24 protein-coding genes are annotated in these 24835 nt (G+C 61.3%); 14 read left to right on the top strand and 10 right to left on the bottom strand.

Going from position 1 to position 24835, the window contains the following annotated elements; translation table 11 throughout:
* Nucleotides 1–87: 87 nt before the first annotated feature.
* From tsgA to ACJ8PL_RS23670, 4 genes are all read right to left on the bottom strand, one after another.
* Nucleotides 88–1272, bottom strand: coding sequence for an MFS transporter TsgA (gene tsgA / locus ACJ8PL_RS23685; protein WP_004930336.1), 1185 nt, complete (start codon nucleotides 1270–1272; stop codon nucleotides 88–90).
* Nucleotides 1273–1463: 191 nt separating this feature from the next.
* On the bottom strand, nucleotides 1464–2444 hold the full coding sequence (locus ACJ8PL_RS23680; RefSeq protein ID WP_016930354.1) for a LacI family DNA-binding transcriptional regulator: 981 nt from the start codon (nucleotides 2442–2444) through the stop codon (nucleotides 1464–1466).
* A 70-nt stretch (nucleotides 2445–2514) separates the two neighbouring features.
* Nucleotides 2515–3822 (bottom strand): 6-phospho-beta-glucosidase, encoded by a 1308-nt coding sequence (locus ACJ8PL_RS23675; protein ID WP_016930353.1) that lies wholly within the window; start codon nucleotides 3820–3822, stop codon nucleotides 2515–2517.
* Nucleotides 3819–4157 (bottom strand): PTS lactose/cellobiose transporter subunit IIA, encoded by a 339-nt coding sequence (locus ACJ8PL_RS23670; RefSeq protein WP_016930352.1) that lies wholly within the window; start codon nucleotides 4155–4157, stop codon nucleotides 3819–3821. Before ACJ8PL_RS23670 ends, ACJ8PL_RS23675 begins: the two co-directional genes overlap by 4 nt.
* A gap of 353 nt (nucleotides 4158–4510) precedes the next feature.
* Between ACJ8PL_RS23670 and ppiA the strand changes: the two genes are divergently transcribed.
* The 6 genes from ppiA (at nucleotide 4511) to argD (ending at nucleotide 11318) form a co-directional block, all read left to right on the top strand.
* The gene (gene ppiA, locus ACJ8PL_RS23665; protein WP_015379288.1) at nucleotides 4511–5080 is read left to right on the top strand and encodes a peptidylprolyl isomerase A; all 570 of its coding nucleotides are present in this window, start codon (nucleotides 4511–4513) and stop codon (nucleotides 5078–5080) included.
* Between the two features lie 155 nt (nucleotides 5081–5235).
* Nucleotides 5236–6921, top strand: coding sequence for a sensor histidine kinase (locus ACJ8PL_RS23660; protein ID WP_016930350.1), 1686 nt, complete (start codon nucleotides 5236–5238; stop codon nucleotides 6919–6921).
* On the top strand, nucleotides 6921–7646 hold the full coding sequence (gene btsR, locus ACJ8PL_RS23655; protein ID WP_282677309.1) for a two-component system response regulator BtsR: 726 nt from the start codon (nucleotides 6921–6923) through the stop codon (nucleotides 7644–7646). Before ACJ8PL_RS23660 ends, btsR begins: the two co-directional genes overlap by 1 nt.
* A gap of 151 nt (nucleotides 7647–7797) precedes the next feature.
* A complete protein-coding gene (locus ACJ8PL_RS23650) occupies nucleotides 7798–9321 on the top strand; it encodes a helicase HerA-like domain-containing protein (protein ID WP_016930348.1) in 1524 nt (507 codons plus the stop codon).
* 72 nt (nucleotides 9322–9393) lie between these two features.
* Nucleotides 9394–9969 carry an aminodeoxychorismate synthase component II gene (locus ACJ8PL_RS23645; RefSeq protein WP_016930347.1) on the top strand — a complete coding sequence of 192 codons (576 nt, stop codon included), beginning with the start codon at nucleotides 9394–9396 and terminating at the stop codon, nucleotides 9967–9969.
* Between the two features lie 131 nt (nucleotides 9970–10100).
* On the top strand, nucleotides 10101–11318 hold the full coding sequence (argD, locus tag ACJ8PL_RS23640; protein WP_049300709.1) for a bifunctional acetylornithine/succinyldiaminopimelate transaminase: 1218 nt from the start codon (nucleotides 10101–10103) through the stop codon (nucleotides 11316–11318).
* A 16-nt stretch (nucleotides 11319–11334) separates the two neighbouring features.
* On the opposite strand, the gene ACJ8PL_RS23635 is transcribed toward argD, so the two are convergent.
* Nucleotides 11335–13413, bottom strand: coding sequence for a YccS/YhfK family putative transporter (locus tag ACJ8PL_RS23635; protein WP_049300707.1), 2079 nt, complete (start codon nucleotides 13411–13413; stop codon nucleotides 11335–11337).
* A gap of 50 nt (nucleotides 13414–13463) precedes the next feature.
* Complete coding sequence (gene crp, locus ACJ8PL_RS23630) at nucleotides 13464–14096, bottom strand: cAMP-activated global transcriptional regulator CRP (protein WP_004090925.1); 633 nt, start codon at nucleotides 14094–14096, stop codon at nucleotides 13464–13466.
* 382 nt (nucleotides 14097–14478) lie between these two features.
* Between crp and ACJ8PL_RS23625 the strand changes: the two genes are divergently transcribed.
* Entirely contained in the window at nucleotides 14479–14886 is a 408-nt protein-coding gene (locus tag ACJ8PL_RS23625; protein WP_004930372.1) for an OsmC family protein, read from the top strand.
* 38 nt (nucleotides 14887–14924) lie between these two features.
* Here the strand turns inward: ACJ8PL_RS23625 and ACJ8PL_RS23620 are convergent, their stop codons facing one another.
* The 3 genes from ACJ8PL_RS23620 to ACJ8PL_RS23610 all read right to left on the bottom strand — a co-directional run bounded on the left by ACJ8PL_RS23620 (nucleotide 14925) and on the right by ACJ8PL_RS23610 (nucleotide 17156).
* Nucleotides 14925–15794 carry a phosphoribulokinase gene (locus ACJ8PL_RS23620; RefSeq protein ID WP_016930343.1) on the bottom strand — a complete coding sequence of 290 codons (870 nt, stop codon included), beginning with the start codon at nucleotides 15792–15794 and terminating at the stop codon, nucleotides 14925–14927.
* A gap of 151 nt (nucleotides 15795–15945) precedes the next feature.
* On the bottom strand, nucleotides 15946–16179 hold the full coding sequence (locus ACJ8PL_RS23615; RefSeq protein ID WP_004930376.1) for a YheU family protein: 234 nt from the start codon (nucleotides 16177–16179) through the stop codon (nucleotides 15946–15948).
* Nucleotides 16176–17156 carry a hydrolase gene (locus ACJ8PL_RS23610; protein ID WP_016930342.1) on the bottom strand — a complete coding sequence of 327 codons (981 nt, stop codon included), beginning with the start codon at nucleotides 17154–17156 and terminating at the stop codon, nucleotides 16176–16178. Before ACJ8PL_RS23610 ends, ACJ8PL_RS23615 begins: the two co-directional genes overlap by 4 nt.
* 118 nt (nucleotides 17157–17274) lie before the next feature.
* On the opposite strand from ACJ8PL_RS23610, the gene ACJ8PL_RS23605 reads away from it, so the two are divergent.
* The 6 genes from ACJ8PL_RS23605 (at nucleotide 17275) to tauD (ending at nucleotide 22236) form a co-directional block, all read left to right on the top strand.
* Nucleotides 17275–17877 (top strand): LysE family translocator, encoded by a 603-nt coding sequence (locus ACJ8PL_RS23605; RefSeq protein WP_033639232.1) that lies wholly within the window; start codon nucleotides 17275–17277, stop codon nucleotides 17875–17877.
* Nucleotides 17878–17888: 11 nt separating this feature from the next.
* Nucleotides 17889–18671 carry a PhzF family phenazine biosynthesis protein gene (locus ACJ8PL_RS23600; RefSeq protein ID WP_442531420.1) on the top strand — a complete coding sequence of 261 codons (783 nt, stop codon included), beginning with the start codon at nucleotides 17889–17891 and terminating at the stop codon, nucleotides 18669–18671.
* 114 nt (nucleotides 18672–18785) lie between these two features.
* Nucleotides 18786–19781 carry a taurine ABC transporter substrate-binding protein gene (tauA, locus tag ACJ8PL_RS23595; RefSeq protein ID WP_079452451.1) on the top strand — a complete coding sequence of 332 codons (996 nt, stop codon included), beginning with the start codon at nucleotides 18786–18788 and terminating at the stop codon, nucleotides 19779–19781.
* A 9-nt stretch (nucleotides 19782–19790) separates the two neighbouring features.
* Complete coding sequence (gene tauB / locus ACJ8PL_RS23590) at nucleotides 19791–20558, top strand: taurine ABC transporter ATP-binding subunit (protein WP_079452452.1); 768 nt, start codon at nucleotides 19791–19793, stop codon at nucleotides 20556–20558.
* A complete protein-coding gene (gene tauC, locus ACJ8PL_RS23585; protein WP_117287521.1) occupies nucleotides 20555–21391 on the top strand; it encodes a taurine ABC transporter permease TauC in 837 nt (278 codons plus the stop codon). The genes tauB and tauC overlap by 4 nt, the downstream gene beginning before the upstream one ends.
* Nucleotides 21388–22236: a taurine dioxygenase gene (tauD, locus tag ACJ8PL_RS23580; protein ID WP_016930337.1), complete on the top strand. Its 849-nt coding sequence runs from the start codon at nucleotides 21388–21390 to the stop codon at nucleotides 22234–22236. The genes tauC and tauD overlap by 4 nt, the downstream gene beginning before the upstream one ends.
* Nucleotides 22237–22239: 3 nt before the next feature.
* Here tauD and ACJ8PL_RS23575 read toward each other — a convergent pair whose 3' ends face one another.
* On the bottom strand, nucleotides 22240–24153 hold the full coding sequence (locus tag ACJ8PL_RS23575; RefSeq protein WP_016930336.1) for an ABC transporter ATP-binding protein: 1914 nt from the start codon (nucleotides 24151–24153) through the stop codon (nucleotides 22240–22242).
* Between the two features lie 129 nt (nucleotides 24154–24282).
* Between ACJ8PL_RS23575 and kefG the strand changes: the two genes are divergently transcribed.
* Nucleotides 24283–24834, top strand: a complete 552-nt coding sequence (kefG, locus tag ACJ8PL_RS23570; RefSeq protein ID WP_028127618.1) for a glutathione-regulated potassium-efflux system ancillary protein KefG — start codon at nucleotides 24283–24285, stop codon at nucleotides 24832–24834.
* Nucleotide 24835: the final 1 nt, after the last annotated feature.

The raw sequence follows: 24835 nt of genomic DNA, 5'->3' as shown, positions 1-24835 counted from the left end.
CGTATAAACAATGTATAATTAAGTGTGAAAAATGTACATAAAAAAGGGCGCCTTGCGGGCGCCCTTGATGTATTTGATGCGAAGACGTTAGTGCGTCACGTGACCGTGGCTGCGGTGCTTGGTCACGAAGCCCAGCAGCAGACACATCACGAACACCGCCAGGTACAGGCCGTTGGCGGTAGTCAGCGCCGCGTGCGCGCCGCCTTTCGCCACGATCGGGCCGGTGACCACGAAGGTCAGCATGGTGCCGATGGTGCCGCAGGTCAGGATAAAGTTGACCAGCTTCGGCGAGGAGACCTTGGTCTGCAGCGAGCCGAGGGTGATCAGCGTGGTGTAGATGGCGCTGGAAACGAAGCCCAGGGCCATGATGTAGTAGCCCAGGTGTTCCGGATTGTCGGTGCTGACGAACAGGTACATCGCGCCGGTAGCCAGCGCGGCCAGTACGGTGACGATGCGCTGCAGATCGAAGAAGCGCAGGATGAAGCTGAACACCCACATGCCGACCATGTAAGAGGTCCAGAAGTCGCTCACCAGCTTACCGGCCTGGCCGATGTCCATGTTGAACGACTTGGTCGCGTACTCAGGCACCCACTGAATGAAGCCCAGCTGGCCGAGGATGTAGCACAGCGCGGCGATCGACAGGAACAGCACGCCGATGCCCCATTTTTCTTTCTCGACCGGTTGACCGGCATCGGCGCCTTTCTTGCCCAGCACCGGGAATTCGGAGCACAGGGTCAGCACGAAGATCGCCACGTACAGCAGGCCGATGCAGGCGTAAACCCAGTACCAGCCGATATGGCGGGCCAGCAGCATCGCGGCGACGATCGGGAAGATCATCCCGGCCATGCTGAAGAAGGAATCGGTGAACAACAGGCGCGAACCGCGCTGGCGGCCGGCATACATGTGGGTGATCAGGAAGGTGCCGATCGACATGGTGATGCCGCTCACCACGCCGAGGATAAACATGCACAGCGAGAACATGGTCAGGCTCTTGCCGAGCATTAGCCCTGCGACCGCCAGCACCATCAGGACAAAGCCGAAGATCAACTGACGCTTCAGCGGGATGATTTCCATCAGCCAGGCATTAAGGAAGATCGAAATCAAAATACCGGCGTTGAGGAAAGTAAAGGTGTTACTCATGCTGGAAACCGGCAGATTAAAGTACTCTGCAATGTTTCCCATCACCATCCCTGTGACGATCACTAAAGCACCGGTCAGCGCGTACGAAAAGAAGCTGATCCAGGTAAGCCGTATGCGGTTACTGTCATTCATTGTATAGGCCTGAATATGTCTGTTAGAGGTTTTAACGCTGGCATAAGGCCGCTGGCTTTTCCTGGCAAACGCAGAAAAAAGTCCCGATCAGGCCACCAGGGGGCGGATCCTAGCACAGACAACGGGATTTTTTGTGATGGCTGTCGATTTTTTGATGCAACCCATGAAGGGATGATACGCATTATTGTGATCTATTTGCGTGCCGTCACAATGGAATCACGGCTGATGATCGTCGGCTCAAACCGGTGCGCCGGGGTGGCGGGGTCGATCAGCCTGCGCGCCGCGTATTGGGCCATTTCGCTGATGGGAAAATGTACGCTGCTCAACGCCGGGCGCACGAAAGGTGCGCGTTCGCCGCTGTCGTAACAGATCAAGGAGATATCCTGCGGTACCCGTAGGCGGTGCTCGTTGATCGCCAGCAGCGCGCCGATCGCCATTTCTTCGTTGCAGCAGTAGATGGCGCTGGGCCGTGCGGTTTGCTGCAGCAGGTGATCGGCGCAGCGGTAACCGCTTTCCAGATCGTAGACGCCCTCCAGACAGGCCACCGGCTCGATATTCGCCGCCTGCATCGCCTCTTCAAACCCCTGCAGCCGCAGGCGGCTCGACGGGCGCTCGCGCGGGCCGCTGATGCAGGCGATGCGCCGGTGCCCGGCGTCGAGCAACTGCTGCGTCGCCATGCGGCTGGCGAGCGGGTGATCGAAGGTGACGCAGCGATCTTCCAGCCCCGGCACCAGACGGTCGAGCAACACGAAATCACGTTGTTCCGCCGCCAGCTGGCGCAGCCGATCGTCGCTGAGAAAACGCACGTGCAGGATCACGCCGTCGCAGCGCAGGCTGAACAGCCGTTGCACCGCCTGCCATTCGTTTTCGGCGCTGTTGCGGCCCTGGGTCACCAGCAGCTGCTTGCCGTGGGATTCGGCCTCGGTCTGCACGAAATCCATCAGCGCGCCGAAGAAGCCGCCACGATACGACGTGGTCACCAGCCCGAGGGTATTGCTGTGGCTGGAGGCGAGCGCGCGGGCTGCCGGGTTGGGGGTGTAACCGAGCTGGGCGACGGCGCGTTCAACCTTCTCGCGGGTCGGCGCCTTGACGTTGCTGTCGCCGTTCACTACCCGCGATACGGTGGCGCGCGAAACGCCCGCCAGCGCCGCGACATCTTCCAGTGTCACCATCGTCCAACTCCTGATTACGGCTAAAAAAATGGGTTCGGCGCGCCGAACCCCTGTCATACCGCGCAGGCGCTTACCTGAACTGCGGCAAATACGGCGCGTTTATCGTCAACACCTCGTCCAGCAACGGCTGCGCCAGGTTGGCGTTGCCCACCAGCGGGTTGGCGATCAGCGCCAGCAAGCCGCTGCGGCGATCGCCGTGCACCGCGGCCTCGATGGTCAGGCGTTCGTAGGCTTTCACCTGCTGCGTCAGCGCCTGCATCGGCTCCGACAGCGGGCCGAACGTCAGCGGATGCGCGCCTTGGGCATCGACGATACAGTTGATTTCTATCACAGCATCGTCCGGCAGGCCATGGATCGCGCCGCGGTTTGCGGTGTTGACCACTAATTGCGTGCCGAGATTATTATGGATAGCACGAATCAGCTCCAGCGCAACCTCGGAATAGAAAGAACCGCCGCGGAAGCTGAGCTGTTCCGGTTTCGTGTTCAATTGCGGATCGGCATACAGCTCGAACAGCTCTTTCTCCACCTGCATCACCTGCTCGGCGCGGGTGCCGCGCTCGCCGGCGGCGGCCATCTCTTCCGCCAGCATCTCACGGGTCTGGTAAAAATAGCGGTGGTACGGGCAGGGGATCGCGCCGAGCGCGCGCAGGAAGTCCGGCTGCCAGGGCTCTTCCTTGATGTTGTTCATGGTCAGCGCCGCGCCGTCGCACAGCATGTCGATCACTTTGGCGGTGACGTCGCGCCCCTGCTGCGTGACCTGATGCACCCAGACCATGTGATTCAAGCCGGCGAACCGCAGCTGCACGTCGGCGTAAGGCGCCTGCAGCATGTTGGCGATCATGTGATGCATGCTGATCGGCACGTTGCACAGGCCGATGATCTTCGCTTTGGTAAAGCGAGACACCGCCTCGGTGACGATACCGGCCGGGTTGGTGAAGTTGATGATCCAGGCGTCCGGCGCCAGCTTTTCCACCCGACGGGCGATATCCAGCATCACCGGAATGGTGCGCAGCGCCTTGGCGAAGCCGCCGACGCCGGTCGTCTCCTGGCCGAGCAGCTGGTATTTGAGGCCCAGCCGTTCATCGGCGGCGCGCGCCGGCAGTTGCCCGACGCGGAACTGGGTCAGCACGAAAGCGGCGCCGCGAATGGCGTCGTCCAGCGCGAAGTGCACGCTGACCTTCACCTGCTCCAGCCCGTGGCGCGCCAGCATGCGGCGGGTCAGAGCGGCGATGGTTTCCACTTTTTGCCGGCCCGGCTCGACGTCCACCAGCGCCAGTTCGGTGACCGGCAGCTCCTCGATGCGCTGGATCAGCCCATCGACCAGTTCGGGAGTGTAGCTGCTGCCGCCGCCGATCACCGCGATTTTGAGCGTGCTCATTGGCGGCCCTCCGTTTGCGACTGACGGCGATAGAGCTCGATCATGTCGTCGGCCAGATCCTGGATCACCATGGCGTTCATCAGATGATCCTGCGCATGTACCGTGATCAGGTTGATCGCCAGCTTGCCGCAGCCTTCGTCCAGGCCGATCAGCTCGGTCTGGATCAGGTGTGCTTTCTTCACCCATTCTTTGGATTCGGCCATGTGTTTGGCCGCGGCGGCGAAGTCGCCGGCGCGCGCTTGCCGCAACGCCATCAACGCATTGCTGCGCGCGCTGCCGGAGAACACCAGCAGTTCCATGATGGTGCTTTCAAACTCGGGGCTGACTTCAGTCATCAATTCACTCACGTCATTTCTCCAGGGGTTGCGCGGCGACGCCGCCGTGGGATGCTTCAGTATCCGTTCTTTTTATAATGAGAGCGCTCTCATTTATATAGAGTAACGACAATGCGTGTGCAAACTGGGAGGCAGATCGCAAAAACCGCCCCGGGGCGGCACGGGGCAAAAAATGCGTGATGCGGTTGGCAAAAAAGCCTTCTGCGCCCATACTTTCCGCAGCAAAATTCAGGGCCGCCTAGGATATGTCCCGTAATTGGGTAAATATAGGTAAATGGCTGGCACTTGCCGATACAGCTCTTTAGAATCAAAGCGCTTTTCCGTTGTTTGTCTCTCAGAGAAAGGACCCGTTAATGTTCAAACGTACTTTAGTGACCTTCGTCGCGCTGTGTTCCCTGTCCGCAGTGGCACCAGCCGCACTCGCCGCCGGTGAGACCCACGTCATGCTGACGACCTCGGCGGGGAATATCGAATTGGCGCTCGACAGCCAGAAGGCACCGGTTTCCACCCAGAACTTCGTCGATTACGTGAACAGCGGGTATTACAACAACACCATTTTCCACCGCGTGATCCCGGGCTTCATGATCCAGGGCGGCGGTTTCACCGCTGACATGCAGCAAAAATCCACCAAGGCGCCAATCAAGAACGAAGCCGACAACGGCCTGCGCAACCTGCGCGGCACCATCTCGATGGCGCGCACCGCCGACAAGGACAGCGCCACCAGCCAGTTCTTCCTGAACGTGGCGGATAACGCCTTCCTGGATCACGGCCAGCGCGACTTCGGCTACGCGGTGTTCGGCAAAGTGGTGAAAGGCATGGACGTGGTGGACAAGATCGCTCAGGTGCCGACCGGCAACGTCGGCCCTTACCAGAATGTGCCGACCAAACCGGTGGTGATTCTGTCGGCCAAGGTGCTGCCGTAAATTTTTTGGCCGATCCCGTCGGGGTCGGCCGTCCTTCCTCCCGAAGCCTTGCCTTCATCACTGTTTTCTCCCGCGCCCCATGCTTTAATCGGCAGACAATAACCAGACCGGAAATCCGGCGTTCGCCCTTTGTTGTCTCTGGATGAGTTGCTGCCATGTATGAATTTAACCAGGTGCTGTTGCTGTTGCAGCAGATGTGCGTCTATCTCGTTATCGCCTATCTGCTGAGCAAAACCCCGCTGTTCATTCCGCTGATGCAGGTGACCATTCGCTTGCCGCACAAGCTGCTCTGCTACGTGATCTTCTCGGTGTTTTGCATCATGGGCACCTACTTCGGGCTGCATATTCAGGATTCGATCGCCAACACCCGCGCGATAGGCGCGGTCCTGGGCGGGCTGCTGGGCGGGCCGTCCGTGGGCTTTCTAGTCGGGCTGACCGGCGGCTTGCACCGGTATACGCTCGGCGGCATGACCGACGTTGCCTGTGCGATCTCCACGGTGTCCGAGGGGCTGGTCGGCGGCATCGTGCACAGCATCGCCATGCGCCGGGGGCGCATCGAGCTGCTGTTCAATCCGCTGTTCGTCGGCGGCGTGGCGCTGGTGGCGGAAGTGCTGCAGATGGCGATCATTCTGGCGGTGGCGCGCCCTTATAACGAGGCGTTGCAGCTGGTGGAACACATCGCGCTGCCGATGATGATCGCCAATACCGTCGGCGCGGCGATGTTTATGCAAATCCTGCTGGATCGGCGCGCGATGTTCGAGAAATACACCAGCGCTTTCTCTTCCAAGGCGCTGAAGATCGCCGAGCGCACCGAGGGCATCCTGCGGCAGGGCTTCGATCAGGAAAACAGCATGAAGGTTGCTCGGGTGATTTATCAGGAGCTGGGCATCGGCGCGGTGGCGATCACCGATCGCGACAAGCTGCTGGCGTTTATCGGCATCGGCGACGATCACCACCTGCCGGGCACGCCGATCGCCTCGGTGCATTCGCATCGCGCCATCGACAACAACGAGGTGGTGTACGCCGACGGCAATCAGCTCTCTTACTGCTGCTCGATCAATCCGGCCTGCAAGCTGGGATCGACGCTGGTGATCCCGCTGCGCGGCGAAAACCAGCGGGTCATCGGCACCATCAAGCTGTATGAACCGAAAAGCCAGCTGTTCAGCACCATCAACCGTACGCTGGGCGAAGGTATCGCCAGCCTGCTGTCGGCGCAGATCATGGCCGGACAGTACGAGCGCCACAAGCAACTGCTGGCGCAGTCGGAGATCAAGCTGCTGCATGCGCAGGTCAATCCGCATTTCCTGTTCAATGCCTTGAATACCCTGGTAGCGGTGATCCGCCGCGATGGCGAGCGCGCCTGCGATCTGGTGCAGTCCCTCTCGACCTTCTTTCGTAAAAACCTCAAACGCTCGGATGACGAAGTCAGCCTGGCGGACGAAATTGAACATGTAAACGCCTACCTGCAGATAGAGAAAGCGCGCTTCGCCGATCGGCTGGAGATCGCGGTATCGTTGCCGGAGGCGCTGTTGGCGGCGCGGCTGCCGGCGTTTTCGCTGCAGCCGATCGTCGAGAATGCCATCAAGCATGGCACCTCGCATCTGTTGGGCGTGGGCCGCATCGAAATCGGCGCCTGCTGCGAAGGCGAGCATCTGCTGTTGCAGGTGACGGACAACGCCGGGCTGTTCCAGCCGAAACCGGACGGCAGCGGCCTGGGCATGAACTTGGTGGATAAACGCATTCGCGTGCGCTACGGCGAAGGCTATGGCGTGCAGGTGGATTGCCGGCCGGATGCCTACACCCGCATTACGCTTAATGTCCCTATGGAGAGGGCCGCCTGATGTTAAATGCACTGATTGTTGACGATGAACCTTCCGCGCGCGACAACCTGCGCCACCTGCTGGAATCTGAAGCGGGGATCTCGATTATCGGCGAGTGCGCCAACGCCATCGAAGCCATCAGCCAGATCCACCGGCTGCAGCCGGACGTGGTGTTTCTCGATATCCAGATGCCACGCATCAGCGGGCTGGAAATGGTCGGCATGCTGGATCCCAACCGGATGCCGCACATCGTGTTTCTGACCGCCTACGACGAATACGCGGTGCAGGCATTCGAGGAGCACGCCTTCGACTATCTGCTGAAGCCGGCGGAGCCGATGCGGTTGAGCAAGACGCTGCAACGCCTGCGGCAGCGCAGTGCGCCGCAGGATGTGACGGCGCTGGATGAGAGCGCCGGTTACCTGAAATACATTCCCTGCACCGGCCACAGCCGCATCTATCTGTTGCGATTCGATGAAGTGCTGGCGATCCGTTCCAAGCTGAGCGGGGTATTCGTGGTGCGCAGCGACGGCATGGAATGTTTCACCGAGCTGACGCTGCGCACGCTGGAAAGCCGTACGCCGCTGGTGCGCTGCCATCGGCAGTATCTGGTCAACCTGGAGCAGGTGCGCGAGATCCGCTTCGAAGAGGGCGGCGCGGCGGAGATGATCATGTCGGCCGGCGATCCGGTGCCGGTCAGCCGGCGCTATTTGAAGGCGCTGAAGGAGCAACTGGGGCTGCGGGGGTGACGCAGATCTTAGGGGGATTCTGAAAAGACAGGCATCATGGGCGTCCCGACGGCGCCCTTTTTGTTTGTCCTTGACGGGGTTACGCGGCGCTTATAGCTTTATTGCATCAACAGGCGCGTTTTGCGCCGCGTCAGCGTCAAAGGAACCGAAAATGAGTGAACCACGGATTATCGCCAAAGCGATGAAAGACGGAAAACCGGAGCAGGATCTGGTGATTTTACCTGCGTTGGCCAACCGCCACGGGCTGATCACCGGGGCAACCGGCACCGGCAAGACGGTGACGCTGCAGAAAATGGCCGAGCAGTTCTCGCGCATCGGCGTGCCGGTGTTCCTGTCGGACGTGAAGGGCGATCTGTCCGGCATTGGCGCTGAGGGCGCGCCTTCCGAGAAACTGCAGGCGCGTCTGGCGGCGATTGGCGTCACCGACTGGCAGCCGCAGGCCTGCACCATTATCCCGTGGGATATTTACGGCGAAAAGGGCCACCCGATCCGCGCCACGATTTCCGATCTCGGGCCGCTGCTGTTGGGGCGACTATTGGATCTGAACGAGGTGCAAAGCGGCGTGCTGCAGCTGGTGTTCAAAATCGCCGATGACAACGCGCTGCTGTTGCTGGACATGAAGGATCTGCGCGCCATGGTGCAGTTCGTCGGCGACAACGCCAAACAATTCCAAACCCAGTACGGCAATATCTCTGCCGCCTCTATCGGCGCCATTCAGCGCGGATTGTTGACGCTGGAAGAGCAGGGGGCCAACCAGTTCTTCGGCGAGCCGATGCTGGACATCAACGATCTGATGAAAACCGACGCCAACGGCCACGGCGTGATTAATCTGCTGGCGGCGGACAAGCTGATCAATCAGCCGAAGCTGTATTCGGTGTTCCTGCTGTGGCTGCTGGCCGAGCTGTTTGAGCACCTGCCGGAAGTGGGCGACCCAGAACAGCCGAAGCTGGTGTTCTTCTTCGATGAGGCGCACCTGCTGTTCAACGATGCGCCGGCGGCGCTGCTGACCAAGATTGAACAGGTGGTGCGCCTGATCCGCTCGAAAGGCGTCGGCATTTACTTCGTCACCCAGAACCCGCTGGACATCCCGGACAGCGTGCTGGGCCAGTTGGGCAACCGCGTGCAACATGCGCTGCGCGCCTTTACCCCGCGCGATCAGAAGGCGGTGAAGACGGCGGCGCAAACCCTGCGCGCCAACCCGGCCTTCGATGCCGAAACGGCGATCACCGAGCTGGGCGTGGGCGAAGCGCTGGTGTCGTTCCTCGACGAGAAGGGCCGGCCGAACGTGGTGGAGCGGGCGATGGTGATCGCGCCGGAATCCAAGATGGGCATGCTCGGCGCGGAAGGGCTGAACAGCGCGATCAACAAGTCGCCGCTGTATGGCCGCTATGAAGACATGATCGACCGCGAGTCCGCCTACGAGAAGCTGTCGTCGGGCGGTTTCGCCACCGTCGGCACTGCGCAGCAGGGGCAGCAACCGCAGGCGCAAGCGCAGCAACAGACGGGCGGCGGCCTGATGGACGGTTTGAACGAACTGCTGTTCGGTTCCACCGGCCCGCGCGGCGGCAAACGCGACGGCATCGTCCAGACCGCCGCCAAGAGCATGGCGCGCGATCTCGGCCGCCAGATCCTGCGCGGCGTGCTGGGGTCGATCACCGGCGGCCGTAAAAAGTAAGCGGAAATTATCGTCGGCAGCGGCGGGTTAAATCAGTACACTGTGGCGGCATTTTTCTCTGCCGGACCTAACATGCTGCTGCTGATCGATAACTACGACTCCTTTACCTATAACCTTTACCAGTACTTCTGCGAATTGGGCGCCGAGGTGATGGTGAAGCGCAACGATGAGCTGCAGCTGGCCGATATCGAGCGGCTGGCGCCGCAGCATCTGGTGATTTCCCCTGGCCCCTGCACCCCGAACGAAGCGGGCATCTCGCTGGCCGCTATTCGTCATTTCGCCGGCAAACTGCCGATCCTCGGCGTGTGCCTGGGGCACCAGGCGCTGGGGCAGGCGTTCGGCGCCGAGGTGGTGCGCGCCCGCGCGGTGATGCACGGCAAAACTTCGGCCATTCGCCATCTGGGCGTCGGCGTGTTTCGCGGCCTGAACGATCCGCTGACCGTGACCCGCTATCACTCGCTGGTGCTGAAAGCCGATACGCTGCCGGACTGTTTTGAAGTGACCGCCTGGAGCGAACGCGACGGCGTGCGCGACGAGATCATGGGCATCCGCCACCGCACGTTGGCGTTGGAAGGCGTGCAGTTCCATCCGGAAAGCGTGCTCAGCGAGCAGGGCCATCAGCTGCTGGATAACTTCCTCAACCGTTAATCCCGATGCGTTTTTTTCGCTCGTCAGGCGTTTTGCGTTTGCGCTTGATTGGTTTTTTATGCATATTTCGTGATTATGTTTTCAATCTAATATTACGATAGCGCTGAAAAACCTTCAGGGTGGAGCCGAAAATGACTGAAAAATCCGCAGTGAGTCGCAGCACCTTTGACCAAGTGATCCTGCCTGTTTATGCACCGGCCCAGTTTGTGCCGGTGCGCGGCCAAGGCAGCCGAGTCTGGGATCAGCAGGGAAAAGAGTACATCGATTTTTCCGGCGGCATCGCGGTGACGGCGCTGGGGCACTGCCATCCGGCGCTGGTCGAGGCGCTCAAGCGTCAGGGCGAGACTCTGTGGCATACCAGCAATGTCTTCACTAATGAACCGGCGCTGCGCCTGGCGAGCAAACTGATCGACGCCACCTTTGCCGACCGGGTGTTCTTCGCCAACTCCGGCGCAGAGGCCAACGAAGCGGCGTTCAAACTGGCGCGTCATTACGCCATCACCCGCCACAGCCCCTACAAAACCAAAATCATCGCCTTCTATAACGCGTTCCACGGCCGCACGCTGTTCACCGTGTCGGTGGGCGGGCAGGCCAAATACTCCGACGGGTTCGGGCCGAAGCCGGCCGACATCGTACACGTGCCGTTCAACGATCTGGCGGCGGTGAAAGCGGTGATGGACGACCATACCTGCGCGGTGGTAATGGAGCCGATTCAGGGCGAGGGCGGCATTACGCCGGTCGACGCCGGCTTCCTCAAAGGCGTGCGCGAGCTGTGCGACCAACATCAGGCGCTGCTGGTGTTCGACGAAGTGCAAAGCGGCATGGGGCGCAGCGGCAAGCTGTTCGCCTATATGCATTATGGCGTGACGCCGGACATTCTCACCACCGCCAAGGCGTTGGGCGGCGGTTTCCCGGTCAGCGCCATGCTGACCACCGAAGAGATTGCGTCGGTGATGCAGGTGGGCACTCACGGCACCACCTACGGCGGCAACCCGCTGGCCTGCGCGGTGGCGGAGGCGGCGTTGGATGTGATCAATACGCCGGAAGTGCTGAGCGGCATCGAACAGCGCCACGCGCTGTATGTGCAGGTTTTGCAGGATATCGGCGATAAATACGGTATTTTCACCGCCATTCGCGGCATGGGGTTACTGATCGGCGCCGAGCTGACGCCGCATTATCACGGCAGAGCGCGCGATTTCCTCACCGCCGCCGCCGCGCGTGGGCTGATGATCCTCAACGCCGGGCCGAACGTGATCCGTTTCGCGCCGTCGCTGGTGGTGGAGCTGCAGGATATCGAGGCCGGCATGGCGCTGTTCGAGCTGGCGGTGCAGGATGTGATCAACGCCTGAAGCCCGTGCCGCGCCCTTATTGATCGCGCAGTTTGCGCTTGAGCCAGATGCCGTGGTGTGGGCGCTGGCGCCAGGCCAGCGACGAAATGGTATGCATCACGTTCAGGTGCGACAGGATGCGGCGCAAATGACGTTCCATCTCGGTGACGGGCATCTCCGGATGCAGATCCGGCGGTTGCATGATGCCGCTGTTGCCGCTGCTCGGGCCGTCGTATTCCAACCGCTGCTGGCAGCTTTGCAGCGCGATTTCACAGGTTTGCAGATAGGCTTCCGCCAGTTTCGGCGTCAGCATGTAGTGCTCGCGCGCCAGAATGGTCATGGCGTTCAGGTGTTCGACGATGAACTGGCTGTGAGTGACCCACAGCCGCATGTCCGCCAGATAATTCGACGCGAACCCCGGTTCCTGCATCGCCTGATTGAGTGAGGTGAACAGCGCGTTGTGCGCCTGGTTGACCTGCATGCGGGTATAGGCCAATGCGGTGGCGTCCGGTTCCGGTTGCTTCAGCATCAGCCGCAGCGCGGCTTGATCGTTTTCCAGCGCCTGATGGGCATTCTTGCGCAGCAGCCCGCTTTGCCACTGCGGCCACAGCCAAATGGTGCCGCCGAACGCCAGCACGCAGCCTATCAGCGTATCGATCAGGCGCGGTACCAGAAAATGCGAGCCGTTCAGCGCCAGCAGTTGCAGGGTGTAAACCGCCGTGACCGTAAAGCCAATCACCGACAGCCCGTAGTTCTTGCGCGAAACCAGGTAGGCCAACAGCGTGATCACCAGCATGATGCTCAGCGTTTCTCCTTCCGGCAGCTGCAGCTGCAACAGCCCGGCCGCCAGCAACAGTCCGGCAATCGTGCCCAGCGCACGGTGCTGAATACGCACCCGGGTGGCGTTATACCCGTTTTGGCTCACCAGCATGATGGTGAGCAGGATCCAGTATGGCTTCGGCAGGTTGAAGACCGCACCCAGGCTGCTGCCGACCGCCAGCGTCACCCCCAGCCGCGCGGCGTTGCGCAGGGCGGTGGATTTGAACGACAGATAGCTGGCCAGCGCCGGCCAAAACGGCAGGCGGTGCTGGCCGGGCATCAGGTCGCGGCGGTACAGCGGATGCTGGGTGCGCAGCAGGCGGGCGATGCGGCTGAAGTGGTAATAACAAAACTGGCCGACCGGGTTATCGGGATGCTGCGCCGCCATTTTTTCCAGCGCCGCCAGTTCGTGGCTCATGGAGAAGCGCTTCGAATGCTGATGGTAGAGGATATCGTGCGCCACCACGCGCAGCCGGCCGGCGATCACCAGTGCATTGCGGCGAATGATCGCTTCGGCCTGGCTCTGCTCCACCAGTTTTTGTACTTCCTCCGGCAAATGCAGGCTGACGGTGATGTGCTCCTGCAGATCCATCGCCACCTGAAAGGCGCGCTGCAGGCGCTTTTGTTCGAGGTTGTTGGCGTGCGGCAGGAAATTGAGCTGTTGGTACAAAAGGCTGATCAGATCCATCACCTTTTGTTGGCGTACCAGCAGCGGCGGCAGCGCGGTTTGCGGATCGGTGTGCTGGGTCAGCAACGAGTATTTGGCTTCGAAATAGTCCGCCAGCTCCAGGTAGAGCTGGCTCAGCGTCTCGCGCATCGGCTGCTCTTTCCACAGCTTGAACCAGAACCAGGTGAATAAGCCGTACCAGACGGTGCCGATCGCGTACAGCAGCGGCGCCTGCCAGAGAGGTACCGTGCCGGCCGTGCTGAGGGCGAAAATGGCGGCCACCAGCGCCGCCGGCAACAGCCGGGCGTGCAGCGGGCTGATTTCACCGGTGACGCCGAGCAGCAGCGCCAGGCCCAGCATCAGCGCCGGCAGCGGCACGTGCCACAGCAGCGCCTGTTGCAACAGCACGCTGCTGAAGGCGAACAGCGAGCCGCCGACGATCAGCCGTTTAAAGAAGCGCTTATGCGGCGTGTCCAGACCGGCGATATTGCAGCAGGCGGGCACCAGAGAGAACATCAGGCCGAGCTGCAGCTGGCCTATCAACAAGCCGAACAGCACTGGCAGGCACAACACCAGCGTTTGTCGCAGTGCGTAGTTGATTTCCGGGTGGTAGATCAGGCGGCGCCACATGGCAGAGAGCAGATAAAAAAACGGCGCAGATTGCGCCGTTTCTTCGGAGATTAACGGGTGCCGTAGACGACAATGGTTTTGCCGTGGGCGGAAATCAGGTTTTGATCTTCCAGCATTTTCAGAATACGGCCAACGGTTTCACGCGAGCAGCCGACGATCTGGCCGATCTCCTGACGGGTGATCTTGATCTGCATGCCGTCCGGGTGAGTCATGGCGTCGGGTTGCTTCGCCAGATTCAGCAGGGTTTGCGCGATGCGGCCGGTCACGTCCAGGAAGGCGAGGTTGCCCACTTTTTCGGAGGTGACCTGCAGGCGGCTCGCCATTTGGGCGGACAGACGCATCAGGATGTCCGGGTTCACCTGGATCAGTTGGCGGAATTTCTTGTAGGAAATTTCGGCCACTTCACAGGCGGTTTTCGCGCGAACCCAGGCGCTGCGCTCCTGGCCTTCTTCGAACAATCCGAGCTCGCCGATGAAATCCCCCTGGTTGAGGTAGGACAGGATCATCTCTTTACCTTCTTCATCCTTGATCAGCACCGCGACGGAGCCTTTCACGATGTAGTAAAGCGTTTCGGCCTTTTCACCTTGGTGAATCAGCGTACTCTTCGATGGATATTTGTGGATATGGCAATGAGACAGGAACCATTCGAGAGTAGGGTCTGTTTGCGGTTTGCCGAGAACCATTCGCTGTTATCCTCTGTTGTTATCGCTGCCTTGTGTCACAGGGGTCAGAGTTCCCTGTAAAACCCGCCTGTAGCCGCAGTCATGAGCGAGGGCTACCGGCAAGTTTTGAGGCGTGTCATAAAAATACGCTGTCGCTCTAGCATATTAACTTGCCGTAAGCGCTGCAAGCTACATTCTGTTAACATACCGGTAAAGGAGCCTTTCTCTGGGCGTTTCCCTGAAATACAGTGTCCCGGAAAGATTTATTGCGGCTCTGTTTGTAGCACAGAGTAAGGCGGGTGTCTCGTGTTGTCTCGCTTCAGCATGATTAGCATCAGGTTACGTTGCCTGTTTCTATGCGAAAGCGTACTCTGATTTTAAGAAATCAACCGGAGTGACCAGAATGCAGGCAAGAGTTAAATGGGTGGAAGGGTTAACGTTTTTGGGTGAATCGGCCTCCGGCCATCAGGTGCTGATGGACGGCAACGCCGGTGATAAAGCGCCCAGCCCGATGGAGATGGTGCTGATGTCGGTGGGCGGCTGCAGCGCGATCGACGTGGTCTCCATCCTGCAAAAAGGGCGCAACGACGTGCGCGACTGCGAGGTGAAGCTGACCTCCGAGCGCCGCGAAGAAGCCCCGCGGTTGTTCACCCATATCAACCTGCACTTCATCGTTACCGGCCAGGATCTGACCGACAAAATCGTTGAGCGAGCGGTGAACCTGTCGGCGGAGAAGTACTGCTCGGTGGCGCTGATGCTCAACAAGGCCGCCACGGTGACCCACAGCTTCGAGATCCGTCAGCCGGCGTAATCGAGACGGAGCGCGGCTCGGCGCCGCGCTCAACGCGCTTATTCGATCTTCTTGCCTTCCAGCAGCCGCTGCACCAGCGGCGCCATGATCAGCTCCATCGCCAGCCCCATTTTGCCGCCCGGCACCACTAACGTATTGATGTGCGAGATAAACGAGCCCTGCAGCATCGCCAGCAAGTAGGGGAAGTCGATCTGGTCCAGGCCACGGAAGTGGATCACCACGAAGCTTTCATCCAGTGAGGGAATGGCCTTGGCGGCGAACGGGTTGGAGGTGTCCACCGTCGGCACGCGCTGGAAGTTGATGTGGGTGCGCGAGAATTGCGGCGTAATGTAGTTGATGTAGTCTTCCATCGAGCGCACCACCGAATCCATCACCGCTTCGCGGGAGTGGCCGCGTTCGCCGGTATCGCGGATCAGCTTCTGGATCCACTCCAGGTTGACGATCGGCACTACGCCGACCAGCAGATCGACGTGTTTGGCCACGTCATGGTGCTCGGTGACCACGCCGCCGTGCAGACCCTCGTAGAACAGCACGTCGGTCGGCGCCGGCAGCGGCTCCCACGGGGTGAAGGTGCCCGGCACCTGATTGTAGGGCACCGCTTCGTCGTAGGTGTGCAGGTACTTGCGCGAACGGCCGGTGCCGTTTTTGCCGTACTCGATAAAGCTCTGCTGCAGCAGGCCGAAGTCGTTGGCCTCGGGGCCGAAATAGCTGATGTGTCTGCCCAGATCGCGCGCCTTGCGGATCGCCGCGTCCATTTCCGGCCGGGTATAGCGGTGGAAGCTGTCGCCCTCCAGCTCGGCGGCGCGAATGTTGAGCTGCTGGAAGATTTTGCGGAACGCCACGCTGGTGGTGGTGGTGCCGGCGCCGCTGGAACCGGTCACCGCGATAACGGGATGTTTGGCAGACATGGTGGTTGTCACTCCGTGTTGAATGCGCCGGCGTCAGGGGATTATTGTGGCTCTTGTTGACGCTCTCTATGTCAGGAAAAAATGGTGCGCGCTGGTTTGCAATGTCCCATTGTTACCTGATTTTTTCCGTCAGTCATAGAACCGGGCGCCACTAAATTTCTTCCTGCCCGGCGCGGAACTGGCCGCGCGGCATGATGTTGACGCTCTCGTGCAGTTCCGACCACACCAGCACCACTTCGCCGTTTTTCAACTGGCGGCGCACGTCCTCCACCTTCTGCTCCAGCGATCGTTCGTGCTCGCCGTAATCGGTGCCTTCGCGCAGCACAAAGGATTCGATCAGGCTGTTCAGGGTGTCGGTTGCCAGTTCTTGCCAGGGAATAATCACGTCGGAATGTCCAGATAAGGGGAAAGCCAGGCCGGAATGCGATGCTCCAGCCACATGTGCGGTTTTTTCAGCGTGCCGCCGACGAAGCCGACGTGGCCGCCGAACTCAGTCAGCTGATATTCGATATTGCGCGGCAGGCCGGCGACGTCGGGGATCACCTCAGGGGTCATGAAAGGGTCATCCTTCGCATGGATGATCAGCAGCGGCGTCTGGATGGACGGCAACAGCGGCAGGGCGCTGCAGCGGCGATAATAGTCGGTGGCGTCGCTGAAGCCGTGAATGCGCGAAGTGATGGCATCGTCGAACTCGCGGATGCGCCGCAAACCGTTCAGCTGTGACAGCTTGAGCGGCAGGGTGTCCGGATAGTGCAACAGCTTGCGGGTGGCGTTTTGTTTCAGCTGCCCCAGCAGGTAGCGCTGATAAACGCGGGAGAAGCCTTGCTCCATGCGGTAGGCGCAGGGTTCCAGCATCAGCGGCGCCGAGACCACCACCGCCGCCTGCAGCAGGCTGTCGGCGCCTTGCTGCGCCAGATAGCAGGCCAGCATGTTGCCGCCGAGCGAAACGCCTACCGCCGCGGTTGGCACTTCGCCGTAGCGGTCGCGCAGCCAGCGCAGAAAGAAGCGCGCGTCTTCGGTTTCGCCGGAGTGATAGATGCGCTGTTTGCGGTTGGGCACGCCGCTGCAGCCGCGAAAGTGCATCACCACGCCCAGCCAGCCGCGATCGCGCCAGGCGTTGAGCAGGCCATGCGCGTAGGGGCTGTAGAAGCTGCCCTCCAGGCCGTGGAACAGCACCGCGCGCGGTTTGTCGCGCGCCTGCGCCGGATCCTCGCTCCAGGCGAGATCGACGAAATCGCCGTCGGGCAATTCCAGCCGTTGCCAATGCGGTTTCAATAACACGCGGCGGCGCACCAGCCGCGGCAACAGCGTTTGCAGGTGCGGGTTACTGGCCCCGGTCAGAGGGCGAAAGGTGTTAGGCATAGGCTGAGTAAAATGTTGTGGGCGGCTATTGTGAGATCCCTAGCGCACTGTTAGCTTCAATACCAAGAATTAACAATGATACTGCAAAAAAGCGCCTTGGGTGAGGAGCACCCGTGCCATGGAACCGAGTTTATTCCTTTCGATGCTGGGCTTCCTGTGGGTCGCGGCCATCACGCCTGGCCCCAATAATCTGCTGCTGACCACTTCCGGCGCTAACTTCGGCTTTATGCGATCGCTGTGGCTGATGGTCGGCATCATGCTCGGCATGCAAAGCATTTTGCTGCTGGTGGCGTTCGGCGTCGGCAGCCTGATCCTGATCTACCCGTCGCTGCACCTGATCCTGAAAATCCTCGGCAGTTTGTACCTGCTGTGGCTGGCGTGGAAAGTGGCCACCGCCGCCTATGAAAAACTGGAAACCGACGTGGCGCCGCCGCAGCCGGTGCGGCTGTATCAGGGCTGGCTGCTGCAGTTCCTCAACCCGAAAGCCTGGCTGATGGCGCTGGGCGCGGTGGCGAGCTTCAGCCTGGCGGGCGATAAGTACAACGGTTCCATCGCGGCGATCGCGCTGGGCATTGTGGCGGTGAACATCGTCGCCGGCATTATCTGGCTGGCGTTCGGCACCCTGATCGGCCGCCTGCTGCGCAGTAAAAAGGCCTGGGTTATCTTCAACGTTTCCATGGGGCTGCTGACGGCAGCCTGCGTATTACTGATTTGGCATTAAGGAGCGGAACGATGGCGGAAAACTATTATCACGTGGTCGCCTTTACCGGCGAAGGGTTGCGCGGCAACCCGGCCGGGGTTTGCCTGCTGACGCAGCCGCTGCCGGCGGAGCGGCTGCAGGCGATCGCCAACGAGATCGGCCTGCCGGAAACCAGCTTTGTCTGGGATGACGGCGATATGACCGCCATCCGCTGGTTTACCCCGGAACGCGAGGTCGATCTTTGCGGCCACGGCACCCTGGCGGCGGCGCATGTGATGTTCAGCGCGGTTAACCCGGCGCTGCGAGATATTCGCTTCCGTTCGGCCGGCGGCGAGCTGCTCGTCAAGCGCGATGCGCAGGACGGGGAGCGGCTGGTACTTGATTTCCCCGCCCGGCCGCCGCAGAAAGTCGCCGAACCGGCAGGCCTCGCGGCGCTGTTGGGCGTGCAGCCGCAGGAAGTGTGGCAGGCGAAAGCGCTGCTGGTGGTGCTTGAAAACGAGGCGCAGGTGCGCGCGCTGCGGCCGGACATTCCCGCGTTGATCGCGCTGACCGGGCGTGCGGTCATCGTCACCGCGCCCGGTGACACCGTGGACTTCGTTTCGCGCTATTTCACGCTCGACGGCGGTGAGGATCCGGTCACCGGCTCCGCGCACTGCACGTTGATGCCTTATTGGACGGCGCGTCTCGGCCGCCATCGGTTGCACGCCCGGCAGATTTCGGCGCGCGGCGGCGAGCTGTTCTGCGAACTGCAAGGGGACCGCACGCTGCTGGGCGGCTACGCTCACGTGTTCTTGCGGGGGACGATCGCGCTGTGATCCGCTTTAATATTACCTAAGGTAATAAAGAAGACTTTTTTATTCTTTTATCGCCCGTCATCGCTCAGATAAAACTGTCAGCAACTGAACAGATTTTTATCAACGGAGCGCAACATGGCGGGCAAACTCTTTTCTTTACGTAACGCGGCGCTGCTGGCGTTGTCGCTCAGCGCGGCCAGCGCCTACGCGGTGGACGTGACCGTGGCGTACCAGACGTCGGCGGAGCCGGCCAAGGTGGCGCAGGCGGAAAACAGCTTCGCCAAACAGTCCGGCGCGACCGTCGACTGGCGTAAGTTCGACAGCGGTTCCAGCGTGCTGCGCGCGCTGGCCTCCGGCGACGTGCAGATCGGCAATATCGGCTCCAGCCCGCTGGCGGTGGCCGCCAGCCAAAAACTCCCCATCGAAGTGTTCCTCATCGCCTCGCAGCTCGGCAGCTCCGAAGCGCTGGTGGTGAAAAATGACATCAAAACCCCGCAGGATCTGATCGGCAAGCGCATTGCGGTGCCGTTTATTTCCACCACCCATTACAGCCTGCTGGCCTCGCTCAAACATTGGGGCATCAAGCCTGAACAGGTGAAGATCCTCAATCTGCAGCCGCCGGCCATCGCCGCCGCCTGGCAGCGCGGCGACATCGACGGCGCTTATGTCTGGGCGCCGGTGGTCAACGAACTGGCCAAACAGGGCAAGGTGCTGACCGACTCCGCGCAGGTGGGCGAATGGGGTTCACCGACGCTGGACGTGTGGGTGGTGCGCAAAGACTTCGCCGAGAAACATCCCGACGTAGTGACCGCCTTTGCCGCCAGCGCCCTGCAGGCGCAAAAGGCCTACCTGGCGGCGCCGGAACAGTGGCTGAAAGATCCGAGCCATCTCAGCACGCTGGCGCGCCTGAGCGGCGTACCGGAAGCGCAGGTGCCGGAACTGGTTAAGGGGAACCGTTATCTGCCGGTGGCCGATCAGGTTGCCCAACTCGGCCAGCCGGTGGACAAGGCAATCCGCGATACCGCCGAATTCCTCAAGCAGCAGGGCAAGATCCCGCAGGTCGACAGCGACTACAGCGCTTACGTCACCGACCGTTTTGTGAAACAGGTGCAGGCTGCGCCGCAGTCGTAAGGAAGCAGGATGCTAAACGTCAATCATCTTTCAGCAGAGTATCAGGGGCGGCCCGCGCTGCGTGACGTGTCGTTCCAGATCGCCGCCGGGCAACTGGTGGTGGTGCTCGGCCCATCGGGCTGCGGCAAGACCACGCTGCTGAATTTGATCGCCGGGTTTATCGAGCCTTCAGCTGGCAGCATCACGCTGGATGGAACGCCCGTTCACGGCCCGGGGGCCGAACGGGGCGTGGTGTTCCAGCATGAGGGCTTACTGCCGTGGCGCAACGTGGTGGACAACGTCGAGTTCGGCCTGCAACTGGCCGGCATCGGCAAGGCGCAGCGCCGCCAGGTGGCGGAGCAGATGCTGCAGCGCGTGGGGCTGGCGGGCTATGAACAGCACTTCATCTGGCAGCTTTCCGGCGGCATGCGCCAACGCGTCGGCATTGCCCGCGCCCTGGCCGCCGATCCGCGTCTGCTGTTGCTGGATGAGCCATTCGGCGCGCTGGACGCGTTCACGCGCGAGCAAATGCAGGAGCTGCTGCTGACCATCTGGCGCGACACCGGCAAGCAGGTGCTGCTGATCACTCACGATATTGAAGAGGCGGTGTTCCTCGCCAGCGAGCTGTTGCTGCTGTCGCCGGGGCCGGGGCAGGTGGTGGAGCGGCTGTCGCTGAACTTCGGCCAACGCTATGCCGACGGCGAAGCCTGCCGCTCAATTAAGTCCGATCCTGAATTTATCGCGCAGCGCGAATACGTGCTGGGCAAAGTTTTCCAACAGCGCGAGGCCTTGCTATGAGCCTGCATTCCACTATGAAGGCCGCGGCCCAGCCGCAGGGCAAAGCGGCGCGCCGTTTCAGCGTGCCGCGCAACGTTTGGTTGAGCGGCGCCACGCTGTTGACGGTGCTGGCGGTGTGGTGGGGCGTGACGGCGCTGCAGCTGATCAGCCCGCTATTTTTGCCGCCGCCGCAGCAGGTGCTGCACCAACTGATCACCATTGCCAGCCCGCAAGGCTTTATGGACGCCACGCTATGGCAGCATCTGGCGGCCAGCCTGGGGCGCATTTTGGTGGCGCTGCTGGCGGCGGTGATTGTCGGCATTCCGGTGGGCATCGCCATGGGACTGAACGACACGGTGCGCGGCATCCTCGATCCGCTGATTGAGATCTATCGCCCGGTGCCGCCGCTGGCCTATCTGCCGCTGATGGTGATTTGGTTCGGCATCGGCGAGACCTCGAAAATCTTGCTGATTTATCTGGCGATCTTCGCGCCGGTGACGCTGTCCGCCGTGGCCGGCGTGCGCAGCGTGGCGCAGGTGCGGGTGCGCGCCGCCCGCGCGTTGGGCGCCACGCGCTGGCAGGTGCTGCGCTTCGTGGTGCTGCCGAGTGCGCTGCCGGAGATCCTGACCGGCATCCGCATCGGGCTGGGCGTCGGCTGGTCGACGCTGGTGGCCGCCGAACTGATCGCCGCCACGCGCGGCCTGGGATTTATGGTGCAATCCGCCGGTGAGTTTTTGGCGACCGACGTAGTGTTGGCCGGCATCGGCGTGATTGCGGTGATTGCATTTGGGTTGGAGCTGGGGCTGCGCGCCCTGCAGCGCCGACTGACCCCGTGGCATGGAGTACAGCAATGAACGAACGTCTGAATATCACCCCGCTGGGGCCTTACATCGGGGCGCTGGTGGAAAACGTCGAGTTGGCCCGGCCGCTGGGCGACGGCCAGTTTGAACAGCTTTATCATGCGCTGCTCAAGCATCAGGTGCTGTTCTTCCGCAACCAGCCGATCACGCCGCTGCAGCAGCGCGATCTGGCCGGCCGCTTCGGCGATCTGCACATCCATCCGGTCTATCCGCACGCCACCGACGTGGAAGAGATCATCGTGCTCGATACCCACGACGACAACCCGCCGGACAACGACAACTGGCACACCGACGTGACCTTTATCGAGAACCCGCCACTGGGAGCGATCCTGGCGGCCAAGACGCTGCCTGCCACCGGCGGCGATACGCTGTGGGCCAGCGGCATCGCCGCCTATGAGGCGCTGTCGGCGCCGTTCAGAACGCTGCTCGCGGGGCTGCGCGCGGAGCATGATTTCACCAAGTCGTTCCCGGAGCACAAGCATCGCGGCAGTGAAGAGGAGCATCAGCGCTGGCAACTGGCGGTGCAGAAAAACCCGCCGCTGCTGCATCCGGTGGTGCGTACCCATCCGGTCAGCGGCCGGCAGGCGCTGTTCGTCAATGAAGGGTTCACCACGCGGATCGTCGATCTGGCGCCGAAGGAGAGCGACGCTTTGCTGAACTTCCTGTTTGCTCACATCACCAAACCGGAGTTTCAGGTGCGCTGGCGATGGCAGGAAAATGACGTGGCGATCTGGGATAACCGCGTGACGCAGCACTACGCCAACGCGGATTATCTGCCGCAGCGGCGCATCATGCACCGCGCGACCATTCTGGGGGATAGGCCTTTTTACAAAGCCTGAGGCTTAGGCGTCGAACGCCTGCGTTAACTGCTCCAGCTGTTCCTGCGCATCCAGCCAGGTCATTTCCGTCTCTTCCAGCGCGGATTTGGCCTGGCTTTGCTTTTGCAGGCAGTCGGTCAGTTCGGCCTTGCGGCTGATGTCGTACAGCGCGGGATCCGCCAACTGCTCTTCCACCGCCGCCAGCTCGGCGCCCAGTTTTTCCATCTGCTGTTCCAGCTTGGCGATCTGCTTGCGCAGCGGTTGGGTTTGCGTACGGAACTCCGCCTCGCGGCGTTTTTGATCCTTGCGCGCCTGCGCGCTGTTGCCGCCGCTCTCTTTTTCCGGTGCGTCCTGCTGGCTTTCCTGGCGCTGCAGGTCGACAAGCCACTGCTGGTAGTCGTCGAGATCGCCCTCGAAAGGCTCGACCTGACCGTCGTGCACCAGGTACAGATCGTCGGTGGTGGAACGCAGCAGGTGACGGTCGTGCGATACCACCACCAACGCGCCTTCGAAATCGATCAGCGCCTCGGTCAGCGCCTGACGCATGTCGAGATCCAGGTGGTTGGTCGGTTCATCGAGCAGCAGCAGGTTAGGGCGCTGCCAGACGATCAGCGCCAGCACCAGCCGCGCCTTCTCGCCGCCGGAGAAACGTTCGGTCACTTCGCTGACCTTGTCGCCCTGGAAGCCGAAACCGCCCAGGTAATCCCGCAGCTGCTGCTCAAGCACCCGTGGGGCGATGCGGCTTAGGTGCTGCAACGGCGATTCGTCGGCGCGCAGGAATTCCAGCTGGTGCTGGGCGAAGTAACCCAGCTTGATGCCTTTCGCCAGACCTATCTCGCCGCTCAGCGGCTCAAGGGTGCCGGCCAGCAGTTTGATCAGCGTCGATTTCCCGGCGCCGTTGCGGCCGAGCAGGCCAATGCGCGAGCCGGGCACCAGGTTCAGCTTGATTGATTTCAGGATCACTTTATCGCCATATCCGGCGCTGACTTTTTCCATGCGCAGCAGCGGGTTCGGCAGGCTTTCCGGCGGACGGAAGCTGAAGGTGAACGGGTTGTCGACGTGCGCCGGGGCGATCAGCTCCATGCGCTCCAGCATCTTGATGCGGCTCTGCGCCTGCTTGGCCTTGGTGGCCTGCGCGCGGAAACGGTCGATATAGCTTTGCAGGTGCGCCACTTTTTCTTGCTGATGCTGATAAAGCGACTGTTGCTGCGCCAATTTGGTGGCGCGCTGGCGTTCGAACGACGAGTAGTTGCCGGTGTATTCGTTCAGGGTCTGCTGTTCGATATGCAGGATTTTGTCGACAATCGGATCGAGGAAGTCGCGATCGTGCGAGATCAGCACCAGCGTGCCGGGATAGTTTTTCAGCCAGCGCTCCAGCCAGATCACCGCATCGAGATCCAGGTGGTTGGTTGGTTCGTCGAGCAGCAGGAGGTCGGAACGGCACACCAGCGCCTGCGCCAGGTTAAGACGCATGCGCCAGCCGCCGGAAAAGTCGCGCACCGGGCTTTGCAGCTGTTCGTTGGAGAAGCCGAGACCGTGCAGCAGGCTGGCGGCGCGGGAGCGGATGGTCCAGGCGTCGATGGCGTCCAGCTTGCCGTGCAGGGTGGCGATGGCGTGGCCGTCGTTGCGATCGTTGGCCGCCTGCAACTCGGCTTCAAGCTGGCGAAACTCGCGGTCGCCGTCGATAACATACTCGATCGCCGGCACGTCCAGCGCCGGCGTCTCCTGGTTGACCCAGGCCAGCGCCCAGTTGCCGGGGAAGGTGAAGCTGCCGCCGTCCGCCGCGATCTCGCCCTTCAGCAGTGACAACAGCGTGGATTTGCCACAGCCGTTTTTGCCCACCAGGCCGACCTTCTGACCTGGATTAACCGTCGCCGTGGCGTTGTCCAGCAGGACGCGGATGCCGCGTCGGATTTGTAGCGAGGAGAATACAATCATAAAGCGCCGTATGTTCAGAGTATGTTAAATTATCATTAAGGTAACAGAACGCGCACCGCGCGCTGTTTTTGTCTTTGCGATGCATGGTAACGGAAAACCGCTACCCTGACGACGCTTTGGAGGGGAATGATGTCGCAGCCGCCCAAGGTCTTGCTGCTGTATGCCCATCCGGAATCTCATGACTCGGTGGCGAACCGGGTTTTGCTTCGACCGGCGCAGCAGTTGGAACATGTCACCGTGCACGATCTCTACGCGCACTATCCTGATTTTTTTATCGATATCCATCACGAACAACAGCTGCTGCGTGAGCATCAGGTCATCGTGTTTCAGCACCCTCTGTACACCTACAGCTGCCCGGCGCTGCTGAAGGAGTGGCTGGATCGCGTGCTGGCGCGCGGCTTCGCCAGCGGCGTGGGCGGCAATGCGCTGGCGGGCAAATACTGGCGCTCGGTGATCACCACCGGCGAGCCGGAAGGCGCCTACCGCACCGGCGGTTATAACCACTATCCGATGGAAGATATCCTGCGGCCGTTCGAGCTGACCGCCGGGATGTGCCATATGCACTGGTTGACGCCGTTCGTGGTCTATTGGGCGCGGCGGCAAAAGCCGGAGGTGCTGCGCAGCCACGCGGACGCCTACGGGGAGTGGCTGAGCCACCCGCTGCCGCATGGAGGGCGGTGAT

This window comes from Serratia sp. CY83965 (assembly GCF_052166375.1).
GTDB lineage: Bacteria > Pseudomonadota > Gammaproteobacteria > Enterobacterales > Enterobacteriaceae > Serratia > Serratia marcescens.
This window is presented reverse-complemented; position numbering and strand designations above follow the sequence as displayed.

What these genes read in the sequence shown, in the direction of transcription:
- ACJ8PL_RS23600 (WP_442531420.1), top strand. Translation starts at nt 17,889, where the DNA reads ATGGCGGAAAACTATTATCACGTGGTCGCCTTTACCGGCGAAGGGTTG.
- ACJ8PL_RS23635 (WP_049300707.1), bottom strand. Translation starts at nt 13,413, where the DNA reads ATGTGGCGCCGCCTGATCTACCACCCGGAAATCAACTACGCACTGCGA.
- tauD (WP_016930337.1), top strand. Translation starts at nt 21,388, where the DNA reads ATGAACGAACGTCTGAATATCACCCCGCTGGGGCCTTACATCGGGGCG.
- ACJ8PL_RS23610 (WP_016930342.1), bottom strand. Translation starts at nt 17,156, where the DNA reads ATGCCTAACACCTTTCGCCCTCTGACCGGGGCCAGTAACCCGCACCTG.
- ACJ8PL_RS23675 (WP_016930353.1), bottom strand. Translation starts at nt 3,822, where the DNA reads ATGAGCACGCTCAAAATCGCGGTGATCGGCGGCGGCAGCAGCTACACT.
- tauB (WP_079452452.1), top strand. Translation starts at nt 19,791, where the DNA reads ATGCTAAACGTCAATCATCTTTCAGCAGAGTATCAGGGGCGGCCCGCG.
- tauC (WP_117287521.1), top strand. Translation starts at nt 20,555, where the DNA reads ATGAGCCTGCATTCCACTATGAAGGCCGCGGCCCAGCCGCAGGGCAAA.
- ACJ8PL_RS23620 (WP_016930343.1), bottom strand. Translation starts at nt 15,794, where the DNA reads ATGTCTGCCAAACATCCCGTTATCGCGGTGACCGGTTCCAGCGGCGCC.
- crp (WP_004090925.1), bottom strand. Translation starts at nt 14,096, where the DNA reads ATGGTTCTCGGCAAACCGCAAACAGACCCTACTCTCGAATGGTTCCTG.
- kefG (WP_028127618.1), top strand. Translation starts at nt 24,283, where the DNA reads ATGTCGCAGCCGCCCAAGGTCTTGCTGCTGTATGCCCATCCGGAATCT.
- ACJ8PL_RS23575 (WP_016930336.1), bottom strand. Translation starts at nt 24,153, where the DNA reads ATGATTGTATTCTCCTCGCTACAAATCCGACGCGGCATCCGCGTCCTG.
- ACJ8PL_RS23605 (WP_033639232.1), top strand. Translation starts at nt 17,275, where the DNA reads ATGGAACCGAGTTTATTCCTTTCGATGCTGGGCTTCCTGTGGGTCGCG.
- ppiA (WP_015379288.1), top strand. Translation starts at nt 4,511, where the DNA reads ATGTTCAAACGTACTTTAGTGACCTTCGTCGCGCTGTGTTCCCTGTCC.
- ACJ8PL_RS23680 (WP_016930354.1), bottom strand. Translation starts at nt 2,444, where the DNA reads ATGGTGACACTGGAAGATGTCGCGGCGCTGGCGGGCGTTTCGCGCGCC.
- ACJ8PL_RS23670 (WP_016930352.1), bottom strand. Translation starts at nt 4,157, where the DNA reads ATGACTGAAGTCAGCCCCGAGTTTGAAAGCACCATCATGGAACTGCTG.
- ACJ8PL_RS23660 (WP_016930350.1), top strand. Translation starts at nt 5,236, where the DNA reads ATGTATGAATTTAACCAGGTGCTGTTGCTGTTGCAGCAGATGTGCGTC.
- ACJ8PL_RS23645 (WP_016930347.1), top strand. Translation starts at nt 9,394, where the DNA reads ATGCTGCTGCTGATCGATAACTACGACTCCTTTACCTATAACCTTTAC.
- tauA (WP_079452451.1), top strand. Translation starts at nt 18,786, where the DNA reads ATGGCGGGCAAACTCTTTTCTTTACGTAACGCGGCGCTGCTGGCGTTG.
- btsR (WP_282677309.1), top strand. Translation starts at nt 6,921, where the DNA reads ATGTTAAATGCACTGATTGTTGACGATGAACCTTCCGCGCGCGACAAC.
- tsgA (WP_004930336.1), bottom strand. Translation starts at nt 1,272, where the DNA reads ATGAATGACAGTAACCGCATACGGCTTACCTGGATCAGCTTCTTTTCG.
- ACJ8PL_RS23625 (WP_004930372.1), top strand. Translation starts at nt 14,479, where the DNA reads ATGCAGGCAAGAGTTAAATGGGTGGAAGGGTTAACGTTTTTGGGTGAA.
- ACJ8PL_RS23650 (WP_016930348.1), top strand. Translation starts at nt 7,798, where the DNA reads ATGAGTGAACCACGGATTATCGCCAAAGCGATGAAAGACGGAAAACCG.
- argD (WP_049300709.1), top strand. Translation starts at nt 10,101, where the DNA reads ATGACTGAAAAATCCGCAGTGAGTCGCAGCACCTTTGACCAAGTGATC.